We start from the raw sequence: 16,991 nt of genomic DNA, 5'->3' as shown, positions 1-16,991 counted from the left end.
CCAGCTCCCGGTTCCCGGTCTGGTCTGGTCTGGTCTGGTCTGCGAGTTCAGCATGTCTGCCCTGTGCTCGCGCAGTGGCACTAGCGTGTCGTTGGCTCACGCTTTTAGTGCCGCATAGCCTCGCACGCGCAGCAAATCCATTCGATTAATCGACAAGTGGGTGGAATCACCGACAGGCCGCTGTGCGGCCGCAATTGCTGAAAGCACCTCTCCCTGCGGGAGAGGGTTGGGGTGAGGGTACGGTTGCTTAGTTAACCAGCAGCCGGCGCGCCCTCATCCGGCGCTACGCGCCACCTTCTCCCGGTGGGAGAAGGGAGGTGTCCAAGGGTGGTTGTGAGCGTGCACGGGTTGAGCGCTTGATGCGCAAACGCTGGCATTGCCACAGCCCACAGCCCAGGCATTCGATCAATCAACAATTGTAAGCAATCGTCGACGACACGCTTCGCTGCCGGCAAGTGAAAGCCCCTCTCCCCCGGGAGAGGGGTTGGGGTGAGGGTACGGTTACTCAGTTAACCAGTAGCAGCCGCACCCTCATCCGGCGCTACGCGCCACCTTCTCCCGAGGGGAGAAGGGAAAAGCCGCCCACTGGCACTTACTTCCCGCGCTCAAGCACCAACAAGGGGTCGATACGCACATCGAACCAATTCATCCCCCAATGCAGATGCGGCCCGGTCGCGCGCCCGGTGGCGCCCACCGCGGCGATGACCTGCCCCTGTTCCACGCGATCGCCCACCTTCACGTCGATCCGCGACAGGTGCAGGAAGTTCGAACTGATGCCGAAGCCGTGGTCGAGCAGCAACGTGCCGCCGGTCAGGTACAGATCCGGTGCCGCAAAGGTCACCACGCCAGCGGCGGGCGCCTTGACCGGCGTGCCGGTGGGCACGGCGATATCCATGCCCGAATGACCGGCGCCAGGCTGGCCGTTGTATACGCGCGCGTTGCCGAAGCGGCCGCTGATGCGGCCCTGTACCGGCCACACGAAGGGCTGCGCAAAATCGGCGCGTGGGTCGTCGCGATCGCGTGCGGCAGTGACCTGCGCCTGCTCGCGCTTGATGCGCTCGGCAATGGCCGGTGGTGGGTTGACGGTCTTTGGCGGCACGCCGTTGACGCGCTCCACCGGCCAGTCGCGCGGAGTGACCGCGATGGTTGCGGTCTCCTTTCCACCATCGGCGCGGGTGATCTGCACCTGCAACGGGCCGGTGGCGTCACGGCCGATGCCGAACACCACGCTGCCGTAACCGCTCACGCGCAGCGCGCGGCCAGCGTACTCGACCCGGCTGCCCGCCGGCACCTTGCCGATCACCATCGCCCCTTGCGAGGCGCTGGCCGGAAACACCGCGCGCCCGTCTGCAGCGGCGGGCTCCTGCGCGCATACCGGCACCGTGAGCAATGCGCACGGCGCCAGCGCAAGCGCCGCGCCCATCAGCAGTGCACGCATCAGCGGTCGAAGGTCAGGCGCTGGCCGGCGGCACTGCCCACCAGCTGTTCGCCATCCCATACCTGCTGGCCGTTGACCCAGGTCGCAGCGATGCGTGAGCGGAAGGTGGTGCCTTCGAACGGCGACCAGCCGCACTTGGACAGCACCTGTTCGCGCTTGACGGTGAACGGCGTGTTGTCGATCAGCACCAGGTCGGCGAAGTAGCCTTCGCGCAGGAAGCCGCGCTGCTCCACGTCGAACAACTGCGCCGGCGCATGCGCAAACTTCTGCACGATGCGGGTGATCGGCAGCTTGCCTTCATGCACGAGCTCCAGCGCGGCGACCAGCGCGTATTGCACCAGCGGCAAGCCCGAGGGCGCCTGCGCATACGGCTTCTGCTTTTCGTCCCAGGTATGCGGGGCATGATCGGTGGCGAGCACGTCGATGACGTCTTCGGCCAAGGCCTCGATCAATGCCAGGCGGTCCTCGGGATCCTTGATCGCGGGATTGCATTTGATCAGGTTGCCCAGGCGCGCGTAATCGCTGCGGTCAAAGCGCAGGAAATGGATGCAGGTCTCGGCGGTGATGCGCTTGCGCACCTTGCCATCGGCATCCACCAGCGGGCCGGCTTCGAACAACATCAATTCATCGGCGGTGGAGATGTGCAGCACGTGCAGGCGGGTGTTGTGCTTGCGCGCCAGCGACACCGCCAGCTGCGAGGACTTCAGGCAGGCTTCGCGCGAGCGGATGTCCGGATGCATCTCGGCAGTCAACGCCTCGCCGTACTTCTCCTTGTAGGCGGCCATCGTGGCATCGATGGTGGGGGTGTCTTCGCAGTGGGTGATGATCGGCGTGGGGGCGTCGCGGAAGATCGCATCCAGCGTCTCGGGGTTGTCCACGAGCATGTTGCCGGTGGAGGCGCCCATGAACACCTTGATGCCGGGTGCGGTCTTCGGATCCAGCGACTGGATGTTGGCCAGGTTGTCGTTGCTGGCGCCCATATAGAAGCCGTAGTTGGCCCAGGCGCGCCCGGCGGCCGCATCGTACTTGGCCTGCAGCGCGTCGGCGTTCAGGGTCGGCGGATTGGTGTTGGGCATGTCCATGAAGCTGGTCAGGCCACCGGCCACCGCGGCGCCGGATTCGGTGGCGATGTCGCCTTTGTGAGTCAGGCCCGGCTCGCGGAAGTGCACCTGGTCATCGATCATCCCGGGCAGCAGCCAGCGGCCGGCCGCATCCACCACGGTGTCGCCGGCAGCCGGTGCGATATGGCTGTCGATGCGGGCGATGCGGCCGCCTTCGATCAGGAGATCGGCGTCGAACTCCTTGCCTTCATTGACCAGGCGGGCGTTGACGATGACGGTTCGGCTCATGGATGGGGTCCTTTGCAGCTGCAGGAAGAGGGGGAAGATGCGGGCGCATCGGGGACGGGGTCGAACCCGCCCGGATGGAACGGATGGCAGCGGCCAAGGCGGCGTGCAGCCAGCCAGCTGCCGCGGAGCGGACCGAAGCGGGCGATGGCAGTCATCGCATACTCCGAGCAGCTGGGCGCAAAACGGCAGCGCGGCCCCAGCAGGGGGCTGATGAACCGCTTGTAGAAGCGCAGCAGCGCGATGAGCAGGCGTCCGATCACTTGCCAATGATATGCCACTTGGATTAATACGTGGTTGCCGGGGGTCTGTGGGGTAGGCTATAAAGGCCCGCTTTCCCGGGCCCCGGGGGAACCAAGGAAGAGCGTTTCGTGGCTGCTAAAAAAACTGCACAAAAGGCCGTCCAGGCCGCCAAGAAGTCCGCCAAGCCTGTTGCCAAGAAGGCCGCGGCGCCTGCCGCTGCCAAGCCGGCCGCCAAGAAGGCGACCCCGGCCGCCAAGCAACCGGTTGCCAAGAAGGCACCTGCGACCAAGACCGCTGCCAAGCCGGCGCCGGCCTCGAAACCCGCAGCGCCCAAGCCCGTGAAACCCGTCGCCAAGAGTGCTGCCAAGCCGGCGGCGAGCAAGGCAGCTCCGGCTGCCGCCAAGCCGGTCACCAAGCCGGTGGCCACCAAGTCCGTACCGAAGCCGGCCACCACGCCGGCTCCGGCCAAGTCAGTCCCGGTCAAGGCTGCCAAGCCCGCGCCCGCACCGGCCCCCAAGGCCGTCCCTGCAAAGCCGGCGAAGTCTGCGACCCCGTCATCCAAGAATCCCGTGCCCGTTTCGAAATCCTCAGCAAAAACGCCAACCAAAACCGAAGCCCCCGCCAAGCCCGCCGCGACCCGTCCGGTCGGCAAGGTGGCCGTGGCCGTGACCTCCAAACCGTCGGGCTCGACCCCGAAGGCCAAGTACAAGGTCGTCGATTACAAGACCGACGAAACCACCGGCCGCCCGATCCTGCCGCAGGGCTACAAGCCCTCCGCGGACGAGGAGTACATGAGCAAGCTGCAGCAGGAGTACTTCCGTCAGCGCCTACAGCGTTGGCGCAACGAGATGGTGGAAGAGTCCAAGCAGACCATCGAGAACCTGCGCGAAGAAGTGCGTGACATCGGCGACGAAGCCGAACGTGCCACCCGCGAAACCGAGAACTCGCTCGAGCTGCGCGCGCGCGACCGTGCACGCAAGTTGATCTCCAAGATCGACAGCACGCTCAAGCGTCTGGAAGACGGCGACTACGGCTACTGCGTAGACACCGGCGAAGAGATCGGCCTGGACCGCCTGGAGGCGCGCCTGACCGCCGAGCGCACCATCGACGCCCAGGAGCGTTGGGAACACCTGCAGAAGCAGCAGGGCGACTGATCACCCGTTAGGGCGGTTGTCTATTGTTGCGACCAAGCCCCGCCTAGTGCGGGGCTTTTGTCGTGGGCTGCGCGACCGGCGGTGGTCAAGGGCAACTTCGCATTCGACAAGGTCCAGCGCCTGCCCGGCAACATCGGCTACGAGAAGTTCCGCCTCTTCGCCTACCCGTATCTGGCGCCGCAACCGCGAGTTCGGCAATGGACTTCGTCGCTAATACCGATGCGCTGATCATTGACCTGCGCGATAACGCTAGCGGCGACCCGGCGACCCGGCGATGGTGGCGTAGCTGACCAGCTATCGTTTTGACACGCGCGCGCACTTGCACGAGATCGTGACCCGCAAGGGCGGAGAGACCGAGCAGGCCTGGACCATGCCGGGTCTGCCAGGGCAGGCCTTTGGTGGCAGCAAACCGGTGTACCTCCTGAACAGCCGGCAGACCTTTCCGCGGCCGAAGACGTTGCGTATGCGCTGCAGGCGCTGGCGCGCGCCACGGTGGTGGGCGAGGTCACCGCTGGCGGTGCGCATCCAAGCCGCGGCTTCAAGATCAGCAACCAGGTTGTTGCGGTGGTGCCCTACGCCCGGTTAGTGAGCCCGATCACCCGCGGCAATTGGGAGCGCAGTGGCGTGATCCCCGACGTGGCGGTGCCGGCCGCAAAGGCGCAGCAGACGGCCTACCGATCAGGCGCGCTGGCGCTGATCGCTGGGGCGGCCAATGAAGGCGAGGCCGCGCGCTTGCGGGCGTTGCTGGAGGCGCCCAGCCAGTAGTTGTGTCGCGGTTGCGCGCGCATCGAAGCTTCACAACCAAAAGCAGCGCACTTATAGGAGCGCGCTTGCGCGCGAGAGGCGTTCCCGGGAATGCCCTCGCGCGCAAGCGCGCTCCTACGTAGGCATGCGTTGATCGAGACGCCAGCTAATGTATGAATCGCCAAGAAAGCGGGGACGGTAGCCCGCGCCACGCTGTGATCGCGGCGGCTGTCAAGGCGGCCGTGTATATGCCGCCTACTCCCGCGATCAGCGGCGCACACTCTCGACCCTATTGCGTGCGCGGACTGCAGCGGCTACTGCAAGCCCAGCCCAGAGGGATGTGTGCAGCGCGTTGTGCAGCAGTCGCACACGCATCGCCTCACACGCGACAGCAATGCCCTTGTAGGAGCGCGCTTGCGCGCGAGAGGCGTTCCCGGGAATGCCCTCGCGCGCAAGCGCGCTCCTACGTGGGGCATGCGTTGATCGAGACGTTGGCCAATCTACGGATCGCCAAGAAGCGGGGACGGTAGTCCCGCGCCAAGCGATGTTCCTGGGGGCCTGCCTATACGACGGTAGCGGCGTCACGCGTTGCTAGTAGCGGCTGTTCACACGGTCGTATCTGCGCCACCATTTCGCGCGCAGGCGCACGCAAAATCGACCACGCTGCATATAGCGGCTACTGCAGATCGCGCACATCCAGCTTGCGCAGTTTCGGGGCCTTCCACGCAGTGGTCGCCACCACGCCCAGGGTCACGCAGCCACCGATCACCACCGCCGGCACCAGGCCGACCAGTCGCGCCATCACCCCGTCGTAGAACGCGCCCAGCTCGTTGGACGAGCCGATAAAGATGCCGTTGATCGAGGACACCCGGCCGCGCATCGCGTCCGGTGTGGCGAGCTGCAGGATGGTTTGCCGCACCACCACCGACACGCCGTCGCACATGCCGTAGGCCAGCAGGATCGCCGCCGATAACCAGAAGTGGCGCGACAGGCCGAAGGCGATCGTGCACAGCCCGAACCCGGCCACCGACAGCAGCAGGATGCGCCCGGCGTTGCGCTGCAGCGGGTGCCGCGCCAGCCATACGCCGACCAGGATCGAGCCCAGCGCAGGTGCGCCGCGCAGGATGCCCAGCCCTTCCGGCCCGTAGTGCAGGATGTCGTGGATGAAGGCCGGCAGCATCGACACCGCACCGCCGAGCAGCACCGAGAACATGTCCAGCGCCATCGCGCCGAGCATGATCTGGTTGGACAGCACGAACTGCGCGCCTTCGGCAATGCTGCGGAAGATCGGCGCACGCGGGCCTGCGTTGACGGGCTCGGTCACGCGCAGCAGGAACAGCGCCAGGATGGCCACCAGCGCTACGCTTGCCGCTACGCCATAGGCCAGGCCCTTGCCACCCCAGGCGACTAGCACGCCGCCCAGCGCCGGGCCGATCACCATGCCGGCCTGGAAGGTCACGCTGCCGATGCTGGCGCCACGCGCGAAGGCCTCGCGCGGCAGGGCGCGTGCGAACAAGGCGTTGTACACCGGCGACAGGAACGAGCGCGCGGCGCCGGTCAGCGCGATGGCCGCATAGATCGGCCACACGCCGTTGACCGGTACCCAGCCATGCGTGATCGCCATCAGGATCAGGGCGGTGGCCACCAGGCCCAGCGCGGCCATCATGCCGAGCCGGCGCCGCGGCAGATGGTCGACCAGGTACCCGGCGAACGGCGCGATGCAGAAGAACGGCAGGATTTCTGCCAGCCCGATCAATCCCAGCGACAGCGGACTGCGGGTGATCTCGTAGATGTGCCAGCCCACCGTCACCGCAACGATCTGGTAGGACAGCATCGCGCTGACGCGGTACAGCAGGATCAACCCGAAACCGGGGTAGGTCAGCAGCGTGCGCAGCGAGGCTGCCGGTGACGGCGTGGGCGTGCTCACTGCTGTGCGCGGGCGGTGTCGCGGATGAAGGCCAGCATCGCGGCCACGCCATTGCTGCGGGTCGGTGAGAGGTGCTTGGCCAGGCCGATCCCGGCGATGTAGTCCGGCTCGGTCGCCAGGATCTCCTGCGCGCTACGGCCCGAGTAAACGCGCAGCGCCAGGTAGATCAGGCCGGAGACGATGGCCGAATCGCTGACCGCGTGGAAGTCCAGGCGCTCGGCGTTGCCCTCCGGCACGATCCACACCATCGACTGGCAGCCGTGCAGGCGGTGTTCTTCGCTCTTCCACTGTTCCGGGAAGGTGGGCAGCTTGCGGCCCAGGTCGATCAGGTACTGGTAGCGCTCGGACCAGTCGCCGAAGAAGGAAAACTCCTCGGCGATGGTGGCTTGCGCTTCGACGGCGGTGGGTTCTAGCGGGAAGGGGGTGGTGGTCATCAAAACTCCAGAATCATTCGCAAAATCCAGGGTAGTTCGGTCAAAGCCCCTCTCCCTCCGGGGCGAGAAGGCACGGGTTGCGCGCCACTGGCGCGCGGGCCTTGGAGCGCCCGCGCCGCCCGCGCGGGCCGGGGCGCGGAGCGGGGGTTGGGGTGAGGGTACGGGCGAAGCTCCGCTGGAGTTCGATGCGGGTGGCTTCGCGCTTACCTCAAAAAAATCGATGCACGTGGCTTCGCTCGCACCCTCATCCGCCCCTGCGGGGCACCTTCTCCCGAAGGGAGAAGGGAATAAAATCATGCACGCTTCCAGCGCACGCCCTGTGCAGTGTCTTCCAGCACGATGCCTTCGTCGGCCAGCTGCTGGCGGATGGCATCGGCGCGGGCGAAATCCTTAGCTTTTTTCGCTGCGCTGCGTTCGTCGACCAGGGCGGCGATACGGGCATCGTCGCCGGCGTCGGCGCCACGCGAAAACCACGCGGCAGGCTCCTGCTGCAGCAGCCCTAGCGCGAGGCCCGCACCGAGCAGCTCGGCCTTCAAGCGGGCCCGGTCGGCGGCGTCATTGGCCTTGCGTGCCTCGCCGGCGATGCGCGCCACTTCGGCCAGCGCCTGCGGCGTGTTGAGGTCGTCGTCCAGCGCGGCCTCGACCGGTGCGGGGATCACCGCGCTTGCGGCCACGTCATGCAGGTCGCGCAGCGTGCCGTACAGCCGGTCCAGGGTGTTCTTGGCCTGTTCGATCAAGCCGTCTGACCAGTCCAGCGGTTGCCGGTAGTGCGCGCTCAGCAACGCATAGCGCAGCGCTTCGGGCGGGTGCTTGGCGATCAGGTCGTGCACGGTTTCGATGTTGCCCAGCGACTTGCTCATCTTGGCGCCGCTGAAGTTGAGCATGCCGTTATGCAACCAGAACCGCGCGAAAACGGCGCCGCCGTGGGCGCACTCGCTCTGCGCAATCTCGTTTTCGTGATGCGGGAACTGCAGGTCCACGCCGCCGGCGTGGATGTCGATGGTCGGCCCGAGGTGCGCGGCGGCCATTGCCGAGCATTCGATATGCCAGCCGGGGCGGCCGCGGCCCCACGGCGAGTCCCAGCCCGGCAGGTCGTCGCTGGAGGGCTTCCACAGCACGAAGTCGCCGGGATCGCGCTTGTAGGGCGCCACATCGACGCGTGCGCCGGCCAGCATTTCATCGGGATCGCGGCGTGACAGCTTGCCATAGTCCGTGAAGCTGGCCACCGCGAACAGCACATGGCCTTCGGCGGCATAGGCATGCCCGCTGGCGATCAGCTGTTCGATCATCGCCACGATCTGCGGGATGTGCGCGGTGGCCTCCGGCTCGATATCCGGCGGCACCACACCGAGCGCGGCCATGTCCTGGCGGTAGATCGCCGCGAAGCGGTCAGTGATGGTGGAGATCGGCACGCCCTGCGCCTGGGCGGCGGCGTTGATCTTGTCGTCCACGTCGGTGATGTTGCGCGCGTAGCGCAGCGCGCCATAGCGCCGGCGCAGCAGCGCCGCCAGCACATCGAACACCACCGGGCCACGCGCATTGCCGATATGCGCATAGTTGTAGACCGTGGGCCCGCACACATACAGGGTGGGGCTGGACGGATCGAGCGGTGCGAACGGCTCGACCCGCCGCGTCAGATTGTTGTGCAGGCGCAGGCTCATCGGCATCTTGGCGAGGGTAACTGGGCGATTCTAGCCGGTCGCGGCGATGCGGCGAACCGGCAGACAAGCGATGGCAACCGGATGGGCTGCGTTCAGCCCAAGGTCTCGCAAGCTCCATACACTTACGTATTGCTCTGCTCCGCCTCCTTGGTCCTGATGCGACTTCTCCCGTTCTCCATGCTGTGTGTGCTGGCCTGGCAGGCATTGCCGGTGCAGGCGGCAGAACCCGACGTGAAAAACCGGGTAGTCGTGATCGAAAACGTCAAGCTGGACTATGCCCAGGTGCTCAACGTGGAGCCGGTCTACCAGACCTTGCGCGCCACCCGCATCGAAGAGCAGTGCGAGGCCGAGCAGGCCGCTGCGGTGGCCGCCGCGCCCGTCGAGTCCGGCGAAGGCCGCATCAACCGGATGATGGATTCGGTCAAGGAAATGTTCTCGCGCCAGCCCGAGCCGGCCGCTCCGGCGGCGGTGCCGCCGACCAGCACGCGGCGCAACTGCAAGGTGGTGGAGGTGCCGCGCGAGTTCCGCCGGCCGATCGCCTTCGACGTGGACTACGTCTACAAGGGCACCAAATACCGTTCCCGGCTGCCGGAAGACCCGGGCAACCGGCTGCGGATCCGGGTCTCGGTGACTCCGTACATTCCCGACGCCATCGTCGCGCCGCCGCGATGAGGCCCGCAGCGGTTGCGCCGTGCCCGCATGCATGCGAGGATTCGCGCCCTATGCACGCAAACGCCTTTCAGCACGACACCAGCGCCGCCCGGATGGCCTCCGGCATGACGTCGCGTGCCCGCCGACCGGAATCCCACATTTTCGCTGGGTAACCGGAGCGTTTTGCTGCCTGTTTCGAAAACCCAGCCCGCGGCTGGGTTTTTTCGTTTCGGGCCCGGGAAAAGTTTCACTCGCAAGAACCGCGCATTCCGCGCAACCCGCCGCTCGCGGCGGACCACGCAGCAGAAGTACGCAGCAAAGGATCGATCGATGTCACTGAAGCACTTCTTGAACACCCAGGACTGGAGCCGCGCCGAACTGGATGCGCTGTTGACCCAGGCCGCGTTGTTCAAACGCAACAAGCTGGGAAGCGAGCTGAAGGGCAAGTCGATCGCGCTGGTGTTCTTCAACCCGTCCATGCGGACCCGCACCAGCTTCGAGCTGGGTGCGTTTCAGCTGGGTGGGCATGCGGTGGTGCTGCAGCCGGGCAAGGATGCGTGGCCGATCGAATTCAACCTGGGCACGGTGATGGACGGCGATACCGAGGAGCACATCGCCGAGGTGGCGCGCGTGCTGGGCCGGTATGTCGACCTGATCGGCGTGCGTGCGTTCCCGAAGTTCGTCGACTGGTCCAAGGACCGCGAAGACCAGGTGCTCAAGAGCTTTGCCAAGTATTCGCCGGTGCCGGTGATCAACATGGAGACCATCACCCACCCGTGTCAGGAGCTGGCGCACGCGCTGGCGCTGCAGGAGCATTTCGGCACCCAGGACCTGCGCGGCAAGAAGTACGTGTTGACCTGGACCTACCATCCCAAGCCGTTGAACACCGCGGTAGCCAATTCGGCACTGACGATCGCCACGCGCATGGGCATGGACGTGACCCTGCTGTGCCCGACCCCGGACTACATCCTGGACGAGCGTTACATGGACTGGGCGGCGCAGAACGTGGCAGAGAGCGGCGGCTCGCTGCAGGTCAGCCACGACATCGACAGTGCCTATGCCGGCGCCGACGTGGTGTACGCCAAGAGCTGGGGCGCGTTGCCGTTCTTCGGCAACTGGGAGCCGGAAAAGCCGATCCGCGACCAGTACCAGCACTTCATCGTCGACGAACGCAAGATGGCGCTGACCAACAACGGCGTGTTCTCGCATTGCCTGCCGCTGCGTCGCAACGTCAAGGCCACCGATGCGGTGATGGATTCGCCCAACTGCATCGCCATCGACGAGGCGGAAAATCGCCTGCATGTGCAGAAGGCGATCATGGCGGCCCTGGTGGGTCAGAACCGCCCGTGAGCCACCACACGCATCGTTATGCCGCCCGTGTCACCTGGACCGGTGATCGCGGGCAGGGCACGCACAGCTATCGCAGCTACGGCCGCGAGCACGAGATTGCCATCGCCGGCAAGCCGCCGATCGTCGGGTCGTCGGACCCGCTGTTTCGCGGCGACGCGGGGCTGCACAACCCCGAGGACCTGCTGGTGTCGTCGCTATCGGCCTGCCACATGCTGTGGTACCTGCACCTGGCTGCCGAGTCCGGCATCGTGGTGCGCGGCTATGTGGACGATGCGATCGGCAGCATGTTCACCGACGCTGACAGCGGCCGTTTCAGCGAGGTGGTGCTCAAGCCCACGGTGACCATTTCCGCGGGCGACCCCGCGACTGCCGACGCCCTGCATCATCTCGCGCATCAAGCCTGTTTCATCGCCAATTCGGTCAACTTCCCGGTGCGCTGCGAACCGCGCATCGTGGTGACGGACTAACTTTTCTCCCTTGCCCCCAGGAACTTCGTCATGAGCAGCAAAGATATCGTCCTCGCTTTCTCCGGTGGCCTCGACACCAGCTTCTGCATTCCGTACCTGCAGGAGCGCGGCTATGCCGTGCATACCGTGTTCGCCGATACCGGCGGTGTGGATGCTGAAGAACGCGATTTCATCGAGAAGCGCGCCGCCGAGCTGGGCGCAGCCAGCCATGTCACCGTCGATGGCGGCCCGGCGATCTGGGAAGGCTTCGTCAAGCCGTTCGTGTGGGCTGGCGAGGGCTACCAAGGCCAGTACCCGTTGCTGGTGTCCGACCGTTACCTGATCGTCGATGCCGCGCTCAAGCGCGCCGAAGAGCTGGGCACGCGGATCATCGCGCACGGCTGCACCGGTATGGGCAACGATCAGGTGCGTTTCGACCTGGCGGTGAAGGCGTTGGGCGACTACCAGATCGTGGCGCCGATTCGCGAGATCCAGAAAGAACACACCCAGACCCGCGCCTACGAACAGAAGTACCTGGAAGAGCGCGGCTTCGGCGTGCGCGCCAAGCAGAAGGCCTACACCATCAACGAGAACCTGCTGGGCGTGACCATGTCAGGCGGCGAGATCGATCGCTGGGAAGCACCGGGCGAAGGCGCACGCGGCTGGTGCGCACCGCGTAGCGCGTGGCCGACCGAAGCGTTGACGGTGACGCTGAAGTTTGTCGAAGGCGAGGCGGTGGCGCTGGACGGCAAGGCCCTGCCGGGCGCGCAGATCCTGGCCAAGCTCAACACCTTGTTCGCGCAGTACGGCGTGGGCCGTGGCGTGTACACCGGCGACACCGTGATCGGCCTGAAGGGCCGCATCGTGTTCGAAGCGCCGGGCCTGATCTCGCTGCTCACCGCGCACCGTGCGCTGGAAGATGCGGTGCTGACCAAGCAGCAGAACCGCTTCAAGCCGGACGTGGCGCGCAAGTGGGTGGAGCTGGTGTACGAGGGCTTCTACCACGACCCGCTCAAGACCGATATCGAGGCGTTCCTGAAGTCGTCGCAGTCCAAGGTCAATGGCGAAGTCACGCTGGAAACCCGTGGCGGTCGCGTCGATGCGGTGGCGGTGCGTTCGCCGCACCTGCTCAATGCCAAGGGTGCGACCTACGCGCAGTCGGCTGACTGGGGCGTGGAAGAGGCCGAGGGTTTCATCAAGCTGTTCGGTATGAGCTCCACGCTGTATGCGCAGGTAAATCGCTGAGGTTTCTCGGCACGTAGGCAAAGCCCCTCTCCCCTCGGGAGAGGGGTTGGGGTGAGGGTACGGAGCGAAGCTCTCGCGATGTTCAGTGCACCAGGCTTCGCCCGTACCCTCATCCGCCCCTTTGGGGCACCTTCTCCCGGAGGAAGAAGGAATCGCTTCGATGAGATTTACCAGTCGTTTGCGCGCCTCCGTGCTTTGCACACTTTCATCCAGCCGCCACTTCGGACCATTGATCAAACAGACATGACCGATCTACTCGCCTCCACCGTCGAACACCTGGAAACGTTGGTGTCCTTCGACACCCGCAATCCGCCGCGTGCGATCGCTGCCGAAGGTGGCATCTTCGATTATCTGCGTGCGCGGTTGCCAGGTTTCCAGGTCGAAGTGATCGATCATGGCGATGGGGCGGTGAGCCTGTACGCGGTGCGTGGCACGCCGAAGTACCTGTTCAATGTGCATCTGGACACGGTGCCGGATTCGCCACACTGGAGCGCCGATCCGCACGTGATGCGGCGCACCGAGGACCGGGTGATCGGCCTGGGGGTCTGCGACATCAAGGGCGCGGCCGCGGCGTTGGTGGCGGCCGCCAACGCCGGCGATGGCGATGCGGCGTTTCTGTTTTCGTCCGACGAAGAAGCCAATGACCCGCGCTGCATCGCGGCGTTTCTGGCGCGTGGCTTGGCGTATGACGCCGTGCTGGTGGCCGAGCCGACCATGGGCGAGGCGGTGCTGGCGCATCGCGGCATCAGCTCGGTGCTGATGCGCTTTGCTGGCCGCGCCGGGCATGCGTCCGGCAAGCAGGATCCGGCGGCCAGCGCGCTGCATCAGGCGATGCGCTGGGGCGGCAAGGCGCTGGAGCATGTCGACTCGCTGGCGCACGCGCGTTTCGGCGGGCTGACCGGTTTGCGCTTCAACATCGGCCGCGTCGATGGCGGCATCAAGGCCAACATGATCGCGCCGGCGGCCGAGCTGCGCTTTGGCTTCCGGCCGCTGCCGTCCATGGATGTGGATGGCCTGCTGGCGACTTTTGCCGGGTTTGCCGATCCGGCTGCGGCGCATTTCGAAGAAACCTTTCGCGGCCCCAGCCTGCCGTCGGGCGACATCGCACGTGCCGAAGAGCGTCGCCTGGCGGCGCGCGATGTGGCCGATGCGCTGGACCTGCCGATCGGCAATGCGGTGGACTTCTGGACCGAGGCCTCGCTGTTTTCGGCCGGTGGCTACACCGCACTGGTTTATGGCCCGGGCGATATCGCCCAGGCGCACACCGCCGACGAGTTCGTGACGCTGGCGCAGTTGCAGCGCTACGCCGAGTCGGTCAACCGCATCATCAACGGCTCGCACTGAGCCTGCGTTCCGCGCCTGGCGCGGCCATTCCTCCCAACGATCACCGCAATGTCCCTTCCTGCACAGCCCCACAAACAGACCCGCCAGACCATCGTGCGCCTGCTTTCGAGCATGGCCAGCGCGAAGGAGATCAGCCAGTACCTGAAGCGTTTCTCGCAGCTGGACGCCAAGCGCTTTGCGGTGGTCAAGGTGGGCGGCGCGGTGTTGCGCGACGACCTGGAGGCGCTGACCTCGTCGTTGTCGTTCCTGCAGGAAGTAGGGCTCACCCCAATCGTGCTGCACGGCGCGGGCCCGCAGCTGGATGCCGAACTATCGGCCGCCGGCATCGAAAAGCAGACCGTCAACGGCCTGCGCGTGACCTCGCCGCAAGCCCTGGCAATTGTGCGCAAGGTGTTTCAGGCCTCCAACCTCAAGCTGGTGGAAGCGCTGCAGCAGAACGGCGCACGTGCGACTTCGATCACCGGCGGCGTCTTCGAAGCCGAATATCTGGATCGCGATACCTACGGCCTGGTCGGCGAGGTCAAGGCAGTGAATCTGGCGCCGATCGAAGCCAGCCTGCAGGCCGGTTCGATCCCGGTGATCACCAGCCTGGGCGAAACCCCGAGCGGGCAGATCCTCAACGTCAACGCCGATTTTGCCGCCAACGAACTGGTGCAGGAACTGCAGCCGTACAAGATCATCTTCCTCACCGGCACCGGCGGCTTGCTGGATGCCGACGGCAAGCTGATCGACTCGATCAACCTGTCCACCGAATACGACCATCTGATGCAGCAGCCGTGGATCAACGGCGGCATGCGGGTGAAGATCGAACAGATCAAGGATCTGCTCGATCGGCTGCCGCTGGAGTCGTCGGTGTCGATCACCCGGCCGGCGGATCTGGCCAAGGAACTGTTCACCCACAAGGGTTCCGGCACGCTGGTGCGGCGTGGCGAGCGCGTGCTGCGCGCGACTTCGTGGGATGCGCTGGACCTGCCGCGGCTGACTTCGCTGATCGAATCCAGCTTCGGCCGCACGTTGGTGCCAGACTATTTCAGCAACACCAAGCTGCTGCGTGCCTACGTCAGCGAGAACTACCGCGCGGCGGTGATCCTCACCGATGAAGGCATGCTGGGCGAGGGCACCTTGACCTATCTGGACAAGTTCGCCGTGCTCGACGACGCGCAGGGCGAAGGCCTGGGCCGTGCGGTCTGGAACGTGATGCGCGAAGAAACCCCCCAGCTGTTCTGGCGCTCGCGTCACAACAACCAGGTCAACATCTTCTACTACGCCGAATCCGACGGCTGCATCAAGCAGGAAAAGTGGAAGGTGTTCTGGTACGGGCTGGAAAACTTCGAGCAGATCCAGCACTGCGTGGCGCATTGCGCGACGCGTCAACCCACTTTGCTGGGGTGAGTGCAATGACGGCCGCCGCATCGCAAACGCTTTGGCGCGAGGTGCCCACCTTGCGCGGCCAGCACGTCACGCTGGAGCCACTGCGCGCTGCCCATGCCGATGACTTGCGTGCGGCAGTGGCCGATGGCGCGTGGTCGCGCCTGTGGTACACCAGCGTGCCCGGTGCTGCGCAAGTCGATGACTACATCGCCGCCGCGTTGGCCGCGCAGGCGGACGGCACTGCGCTGCCGTTCGTGGTGCGCGATGCGGCGGGCGAGATCGCCGGCAGCACGCGCTACTACGCACTGGATGCGTCGGTGCCGAAGCTGTCGATCGGCTACACCTGGTACGCGCCGCGGGTACAGCGCACCGGCCTCAATACCGAGGCAAAGCGTCTGCTGCTTGGGCATGCCTTTGAAACGCTCGGCTGCCTGAGTGTGGTGTTCGAGACCAGCTGGTTCAATCACACCTCGCGCGCGGCCATCGCGCGGCTGGGTGCAAAGCAGGACGGGGTGCTGCGCAATCACACGCGCCACGCCGACGGCACGCCACGCGATACCGTGGTGTTCTCCATCATCAATGCGGAATGGGCCGGGGTGAAACGCCACCTGCAGTTCCGCCTGGACGCACACGCATGACTGTTCAACCAACCACCATCGGCATTGTGGGCGCACGCGGCCATACCGGCGCGGAGCTGATCAAGCTGATTGCCGCGCACCCGCAGTTGCAGCTGGTGTTCGTGTCCTCGCGCGAGCTCGCCGGCCAGCGCGTGGCCGAGCACAGCGATGGCTATCAGGGCGAGCTGCGCTATGAAAGCCTGGACGCCGACGCGGTGGCTGCCAAGGCCGCGGATGTGGTGATCCTGGCATTGCCCAACGGCAAGGCCGAGCCCTTCGTGGCGGCCATCGATGTCAGCCGGCCGCAGACGCTGCTGATCGACCTGTCGGCCGACTACCGCTTCGATCCGGCCTGGTATTACGGCTTGCCGGAGCTCACCCGTCACACCTACGCCGGGCAGCGCCGCATCAGCAATCCCGGCTGCTATGCCACGGCCATGCAGCTGGCGATCACGCCGCTGCGCGAGCAACTGGCAGGGCCGCCGCAGTGCTTTGGCGTTTCCGGCTATTCCGGTGCGGGCACTACGCCTTCAGACAAGAACAATCCCGCGTTGCTGGCGGACAACCTGATGCCATACGCGCTGACCAACCACATGCACGAGCGCGAAGTCTCCGCGCAGCTCGGCGTACCGGTGGAATTCATGCCGCATGTGGCGTCGCATTTCCGCGGCATCACCATGACCGTGAACCTGTGGCTGCAGCAGCCGTTGACGCGCGAACAGATCCACGCGCGCTACCTGGAACGATATGCGCATGAGCCCTTGATCGAGATCGTGGACGAGGCGCCGTGGGTGAGCCGCATCGCCGGCACCCATGGCGTGCAGATCGGTGGGTTCACCATGGCGCCGGGCAACAAGCGCGTGGTGGTGGTGGCAACGCTGGACAACCTGCTCAAGGGCGCGGCCACGCAGGCCATGCAGAACCTCAACCTGGCGCTGGGCTGGGACGAATTGACCGCAATTGGCTGATGCGCGTCCCTCGCAAGCGCCCGCACATCCATCTGCGGGGATTCAATTGGAC

General features: G+C 65.7%; 16 protein-coding genes. 10 read left to right on the top strand and 6 right to left on the bottom strand.

What is annotated here, in order from left to right; translation table 11 throughout:
* Positions 1 to 592 precede the first annotated feature (592 nt).
* From QRM89_RS14505 to yidD, 3 genes are read right to left on the bottom strand one after another with little or no spacing between them, the layout of a single operon-like run.
* Positions 593 to 1,438: a M23 family metallopeptidase gene (locus tag QRM89_RS14505; RefSeq protein WP_042597647.1), complete on the bottom strand. Its 846-nt coding sequence runs from the start codon at positions 1,436 to 1,438 to the stop codon at positions 593 to 595.
* A complete protein-coding gene (locus QRM89_RS14500) occupies positions 1,438 to 2,787 on the bottom strand; it encodes a dihydroorotase (protein ID WP_115530557.1) in 1,350 nt (449 codons plus the stop codon). The genes QRM89_RS14505 and QRM89_RS14500 overlap by 1 nt, the downstream gene beginning before the upstream one ends.
* On the bottom strand, positions 2,784 to 3,065 hold the full coding sequence (yidD, locus tag QRM89_RS14495) for a membrane protein insertion efficiency factor YidD (RefSeq protein WP_042597643.1): 282 nt from the start codon (positions 3,063 to 3,065) through the stop codon (positions 2,784 to 2,786). Before yidD ends, QRM89_RS14500 begins: the two co-directional genes overlap by 4 nt.
* A gap of 90 nt (positions 3,066 to 3,155) precedes the next feature.
* On the opposite strand from yidD, the gene dksA reads away from it, so the two are divergent.
* Together dksA and QRM89_RS14485 are read left to right on the top strand one after the other, a co-directional pair.
* A complete protein-coding gene (gene dksA / locus QRM89_RS14490; RefSeq protein ID WP_012438163.1) occupies positions 3,156 to 4,181 on the top strand; it encodes an RNA polymerase-binding protein DksA in 1,026 nt (341 codons plus the stop codon).
* Positions 4,182 to 4,676: 495 nt separating this feature from the next.
* On the top strand, positions 4,677 to 4,946 hold the full coding sequence (locus QRM89_RS14485) for a hypothetical protein (RefSeq protein WP_285445788.1): 270 nt from the start codon (positions 4,677 to 4,679) through the stop codon (positions 4,944 to 4,946).
* 655 nt (positions 4,947 to 5,601) lie between these two features.
* On the opposite strand, the gene QRM89_RS14480 is transcribed toward QRM89_RS14485, so the two are convergent.
* The 3 genes from QRM89_RS14480 to cysS all read right to left on the bottom strand — a co-directional run bounded on the left by QRM89_RS14480 (position 5,602) and on the right by cysS (position 8,947).
* Entirely contained in the window at positions 5,602 to 6,852 is a 1,251-nt protein-coding gene (locus QRM89_RS14480; protein WP_228419295.1) for an MFS transporter, read from the bottom strand.
* Positions 6,849 to 7,286: a SufE family protein gene (locus tag QRM89_RS14475; protein WP_016944485.1), complete on the bottom strand. Its 438-nt coding sequence runs from the start codon at positions 7,284 to 7,286 to the stop codon at positions 6,849 to 6,851. Before QRM89_RS14475 ends, QRM89_RS14480 begins: the two co-directional genes overlap by 4 nt.
* A gap of 293 nt (positions 7,287 to 7,579) precedes the next feature.
* Positions 7,580 to 8,947, bottom strand: coding sequence for a cysteine--tRNA ligase (gene cysS / locus QRM89_RS14470; protein WP_285448324.1), 1,368 nt, complete (start codon positions 8,945 to 8,947; stop codon positions 7,580 to 7,582).
* Between the two features lie 156 nt (positions 8,948 to 9,103).
* Between cysS and QRM89_RS14465 the strand changes: the two genes are divergently transcribed.
* From QRM89_RS14465 to argC, 8 genes are all read left to right on the top strand, one after another.
* Positions 9,104 to 9,619: a hypothetical protein gene (locus tag QRM89_RS14465; protein WP_042599283.1), complete on the top strand. Its 516-nt coding sequence runs from the start codon at positions 9,104 to 9,106 to the stop codon at positions 9,617 to 9,619.
* Positions 9,620 to 9,928: 309 nt separating this feature from the next.
* Positions 9,929 to 10,948, top strand: a complete 1,020-nt coding sequence (locus QRM89_RS14460; protein ID WP_042599282.1) for an N-acetylornithine carbamoyltransferase — start codon at positions 9,929 to 9,931, stop codon at positions 10,946 to 10,948.
* Complete coding sequence (locus QRM89_RS14455; RefSeq protein ID WP_016944481.1) at positions 10,945 to 11,415, top strand: OsmC family protein; 471 nt, start codon at positions 10,945 to 10,947, stop codon at positions 11,413 to 11,415. Before QRM89_RS14460 ends, QRM89_RS14455 begins: the two co-directional genes overlap by 4 nt.
* Positions 11,416 to 11,445: 30 nt before the next feature.
* A complete protein-coding gene (locus QRM89_RS14450) occupies positions 11,446 to 12,639 on the top strand; it encodes an argininosuccinate synthase (protein WP_011037391.1) in 1,194 nt (397 codons plus the stop codon).
* A 243-nt stretch (positions 12,640 to 12,882) separates the two neighbouring features.
* Positions 12,883 to 13,983 carry an acetylornithine deacetylase gene (locus QRM89_RS14445; RefSeq protein ID WP_285448323.1) on the top strand — a complete coding sequence of 367 codons (1,101 nt, stop codon included), beginning with the start codon at positions 12,883 to 12,885 and terminating at the stop codon, positions 13,981 to 13,983.
* Positions 13,984 to 14,031: 48 nt separating this feature from the next.
* On the top strand, positions 14,032 to 15,375 hold the full coding sequence (locus QRM89_RS14440; RefSeq protein ID WP_042599280.1) for an acetylglutamate kinase: 1,344 nt from the start codon (positions 14,032 to 14,034) through the stop codon (positions 15,373 to 15,375).
* 5 nt (positions 15,376 to 15,380) lie between these two features.
* Complete coding sequence (locus QRM89_RS14435) at positions 15,381 to 15,992, top strand: GNAT family protein (RefSeq protein WP_285448322.1); 612 nt, start codon at positions 15,381 to 15,383, stop codon at positions 15,990 to 15,992.
* On the top strand, positions 15,989 to 16,939 hold the full coding sequence (argC, locus tag QRM89_RS14430) for an N-acetyl-gamma-glutamyl-phosphate reductase (protein WP_285448321.1): 951 nt from the start codon (positions 15,989 to 15,991) through the stop codon (positions 16,937 to 16,939). The genes QRM89_RS14435 and argC overlap by 4 nt, the downstream gene beginning before the upstream one ends.
* The last annotated feature ends 52 nt before the right edge of the window (positions 16,940 to 16,991 follow it).

The organism is Xanthomonas sp. LMC-A-07 (assembly GCF_030208825.1).
Lineage (GTDB): Bacteria > Pseudomonadota > Gammaproteobacteria > Xanthomonadales > Xanthomonadaceae > Xanthomonas > Xanthomonas campestris.
This window is presented reverse-complemented; position numbering and strand designations above follow the sequence as displayed.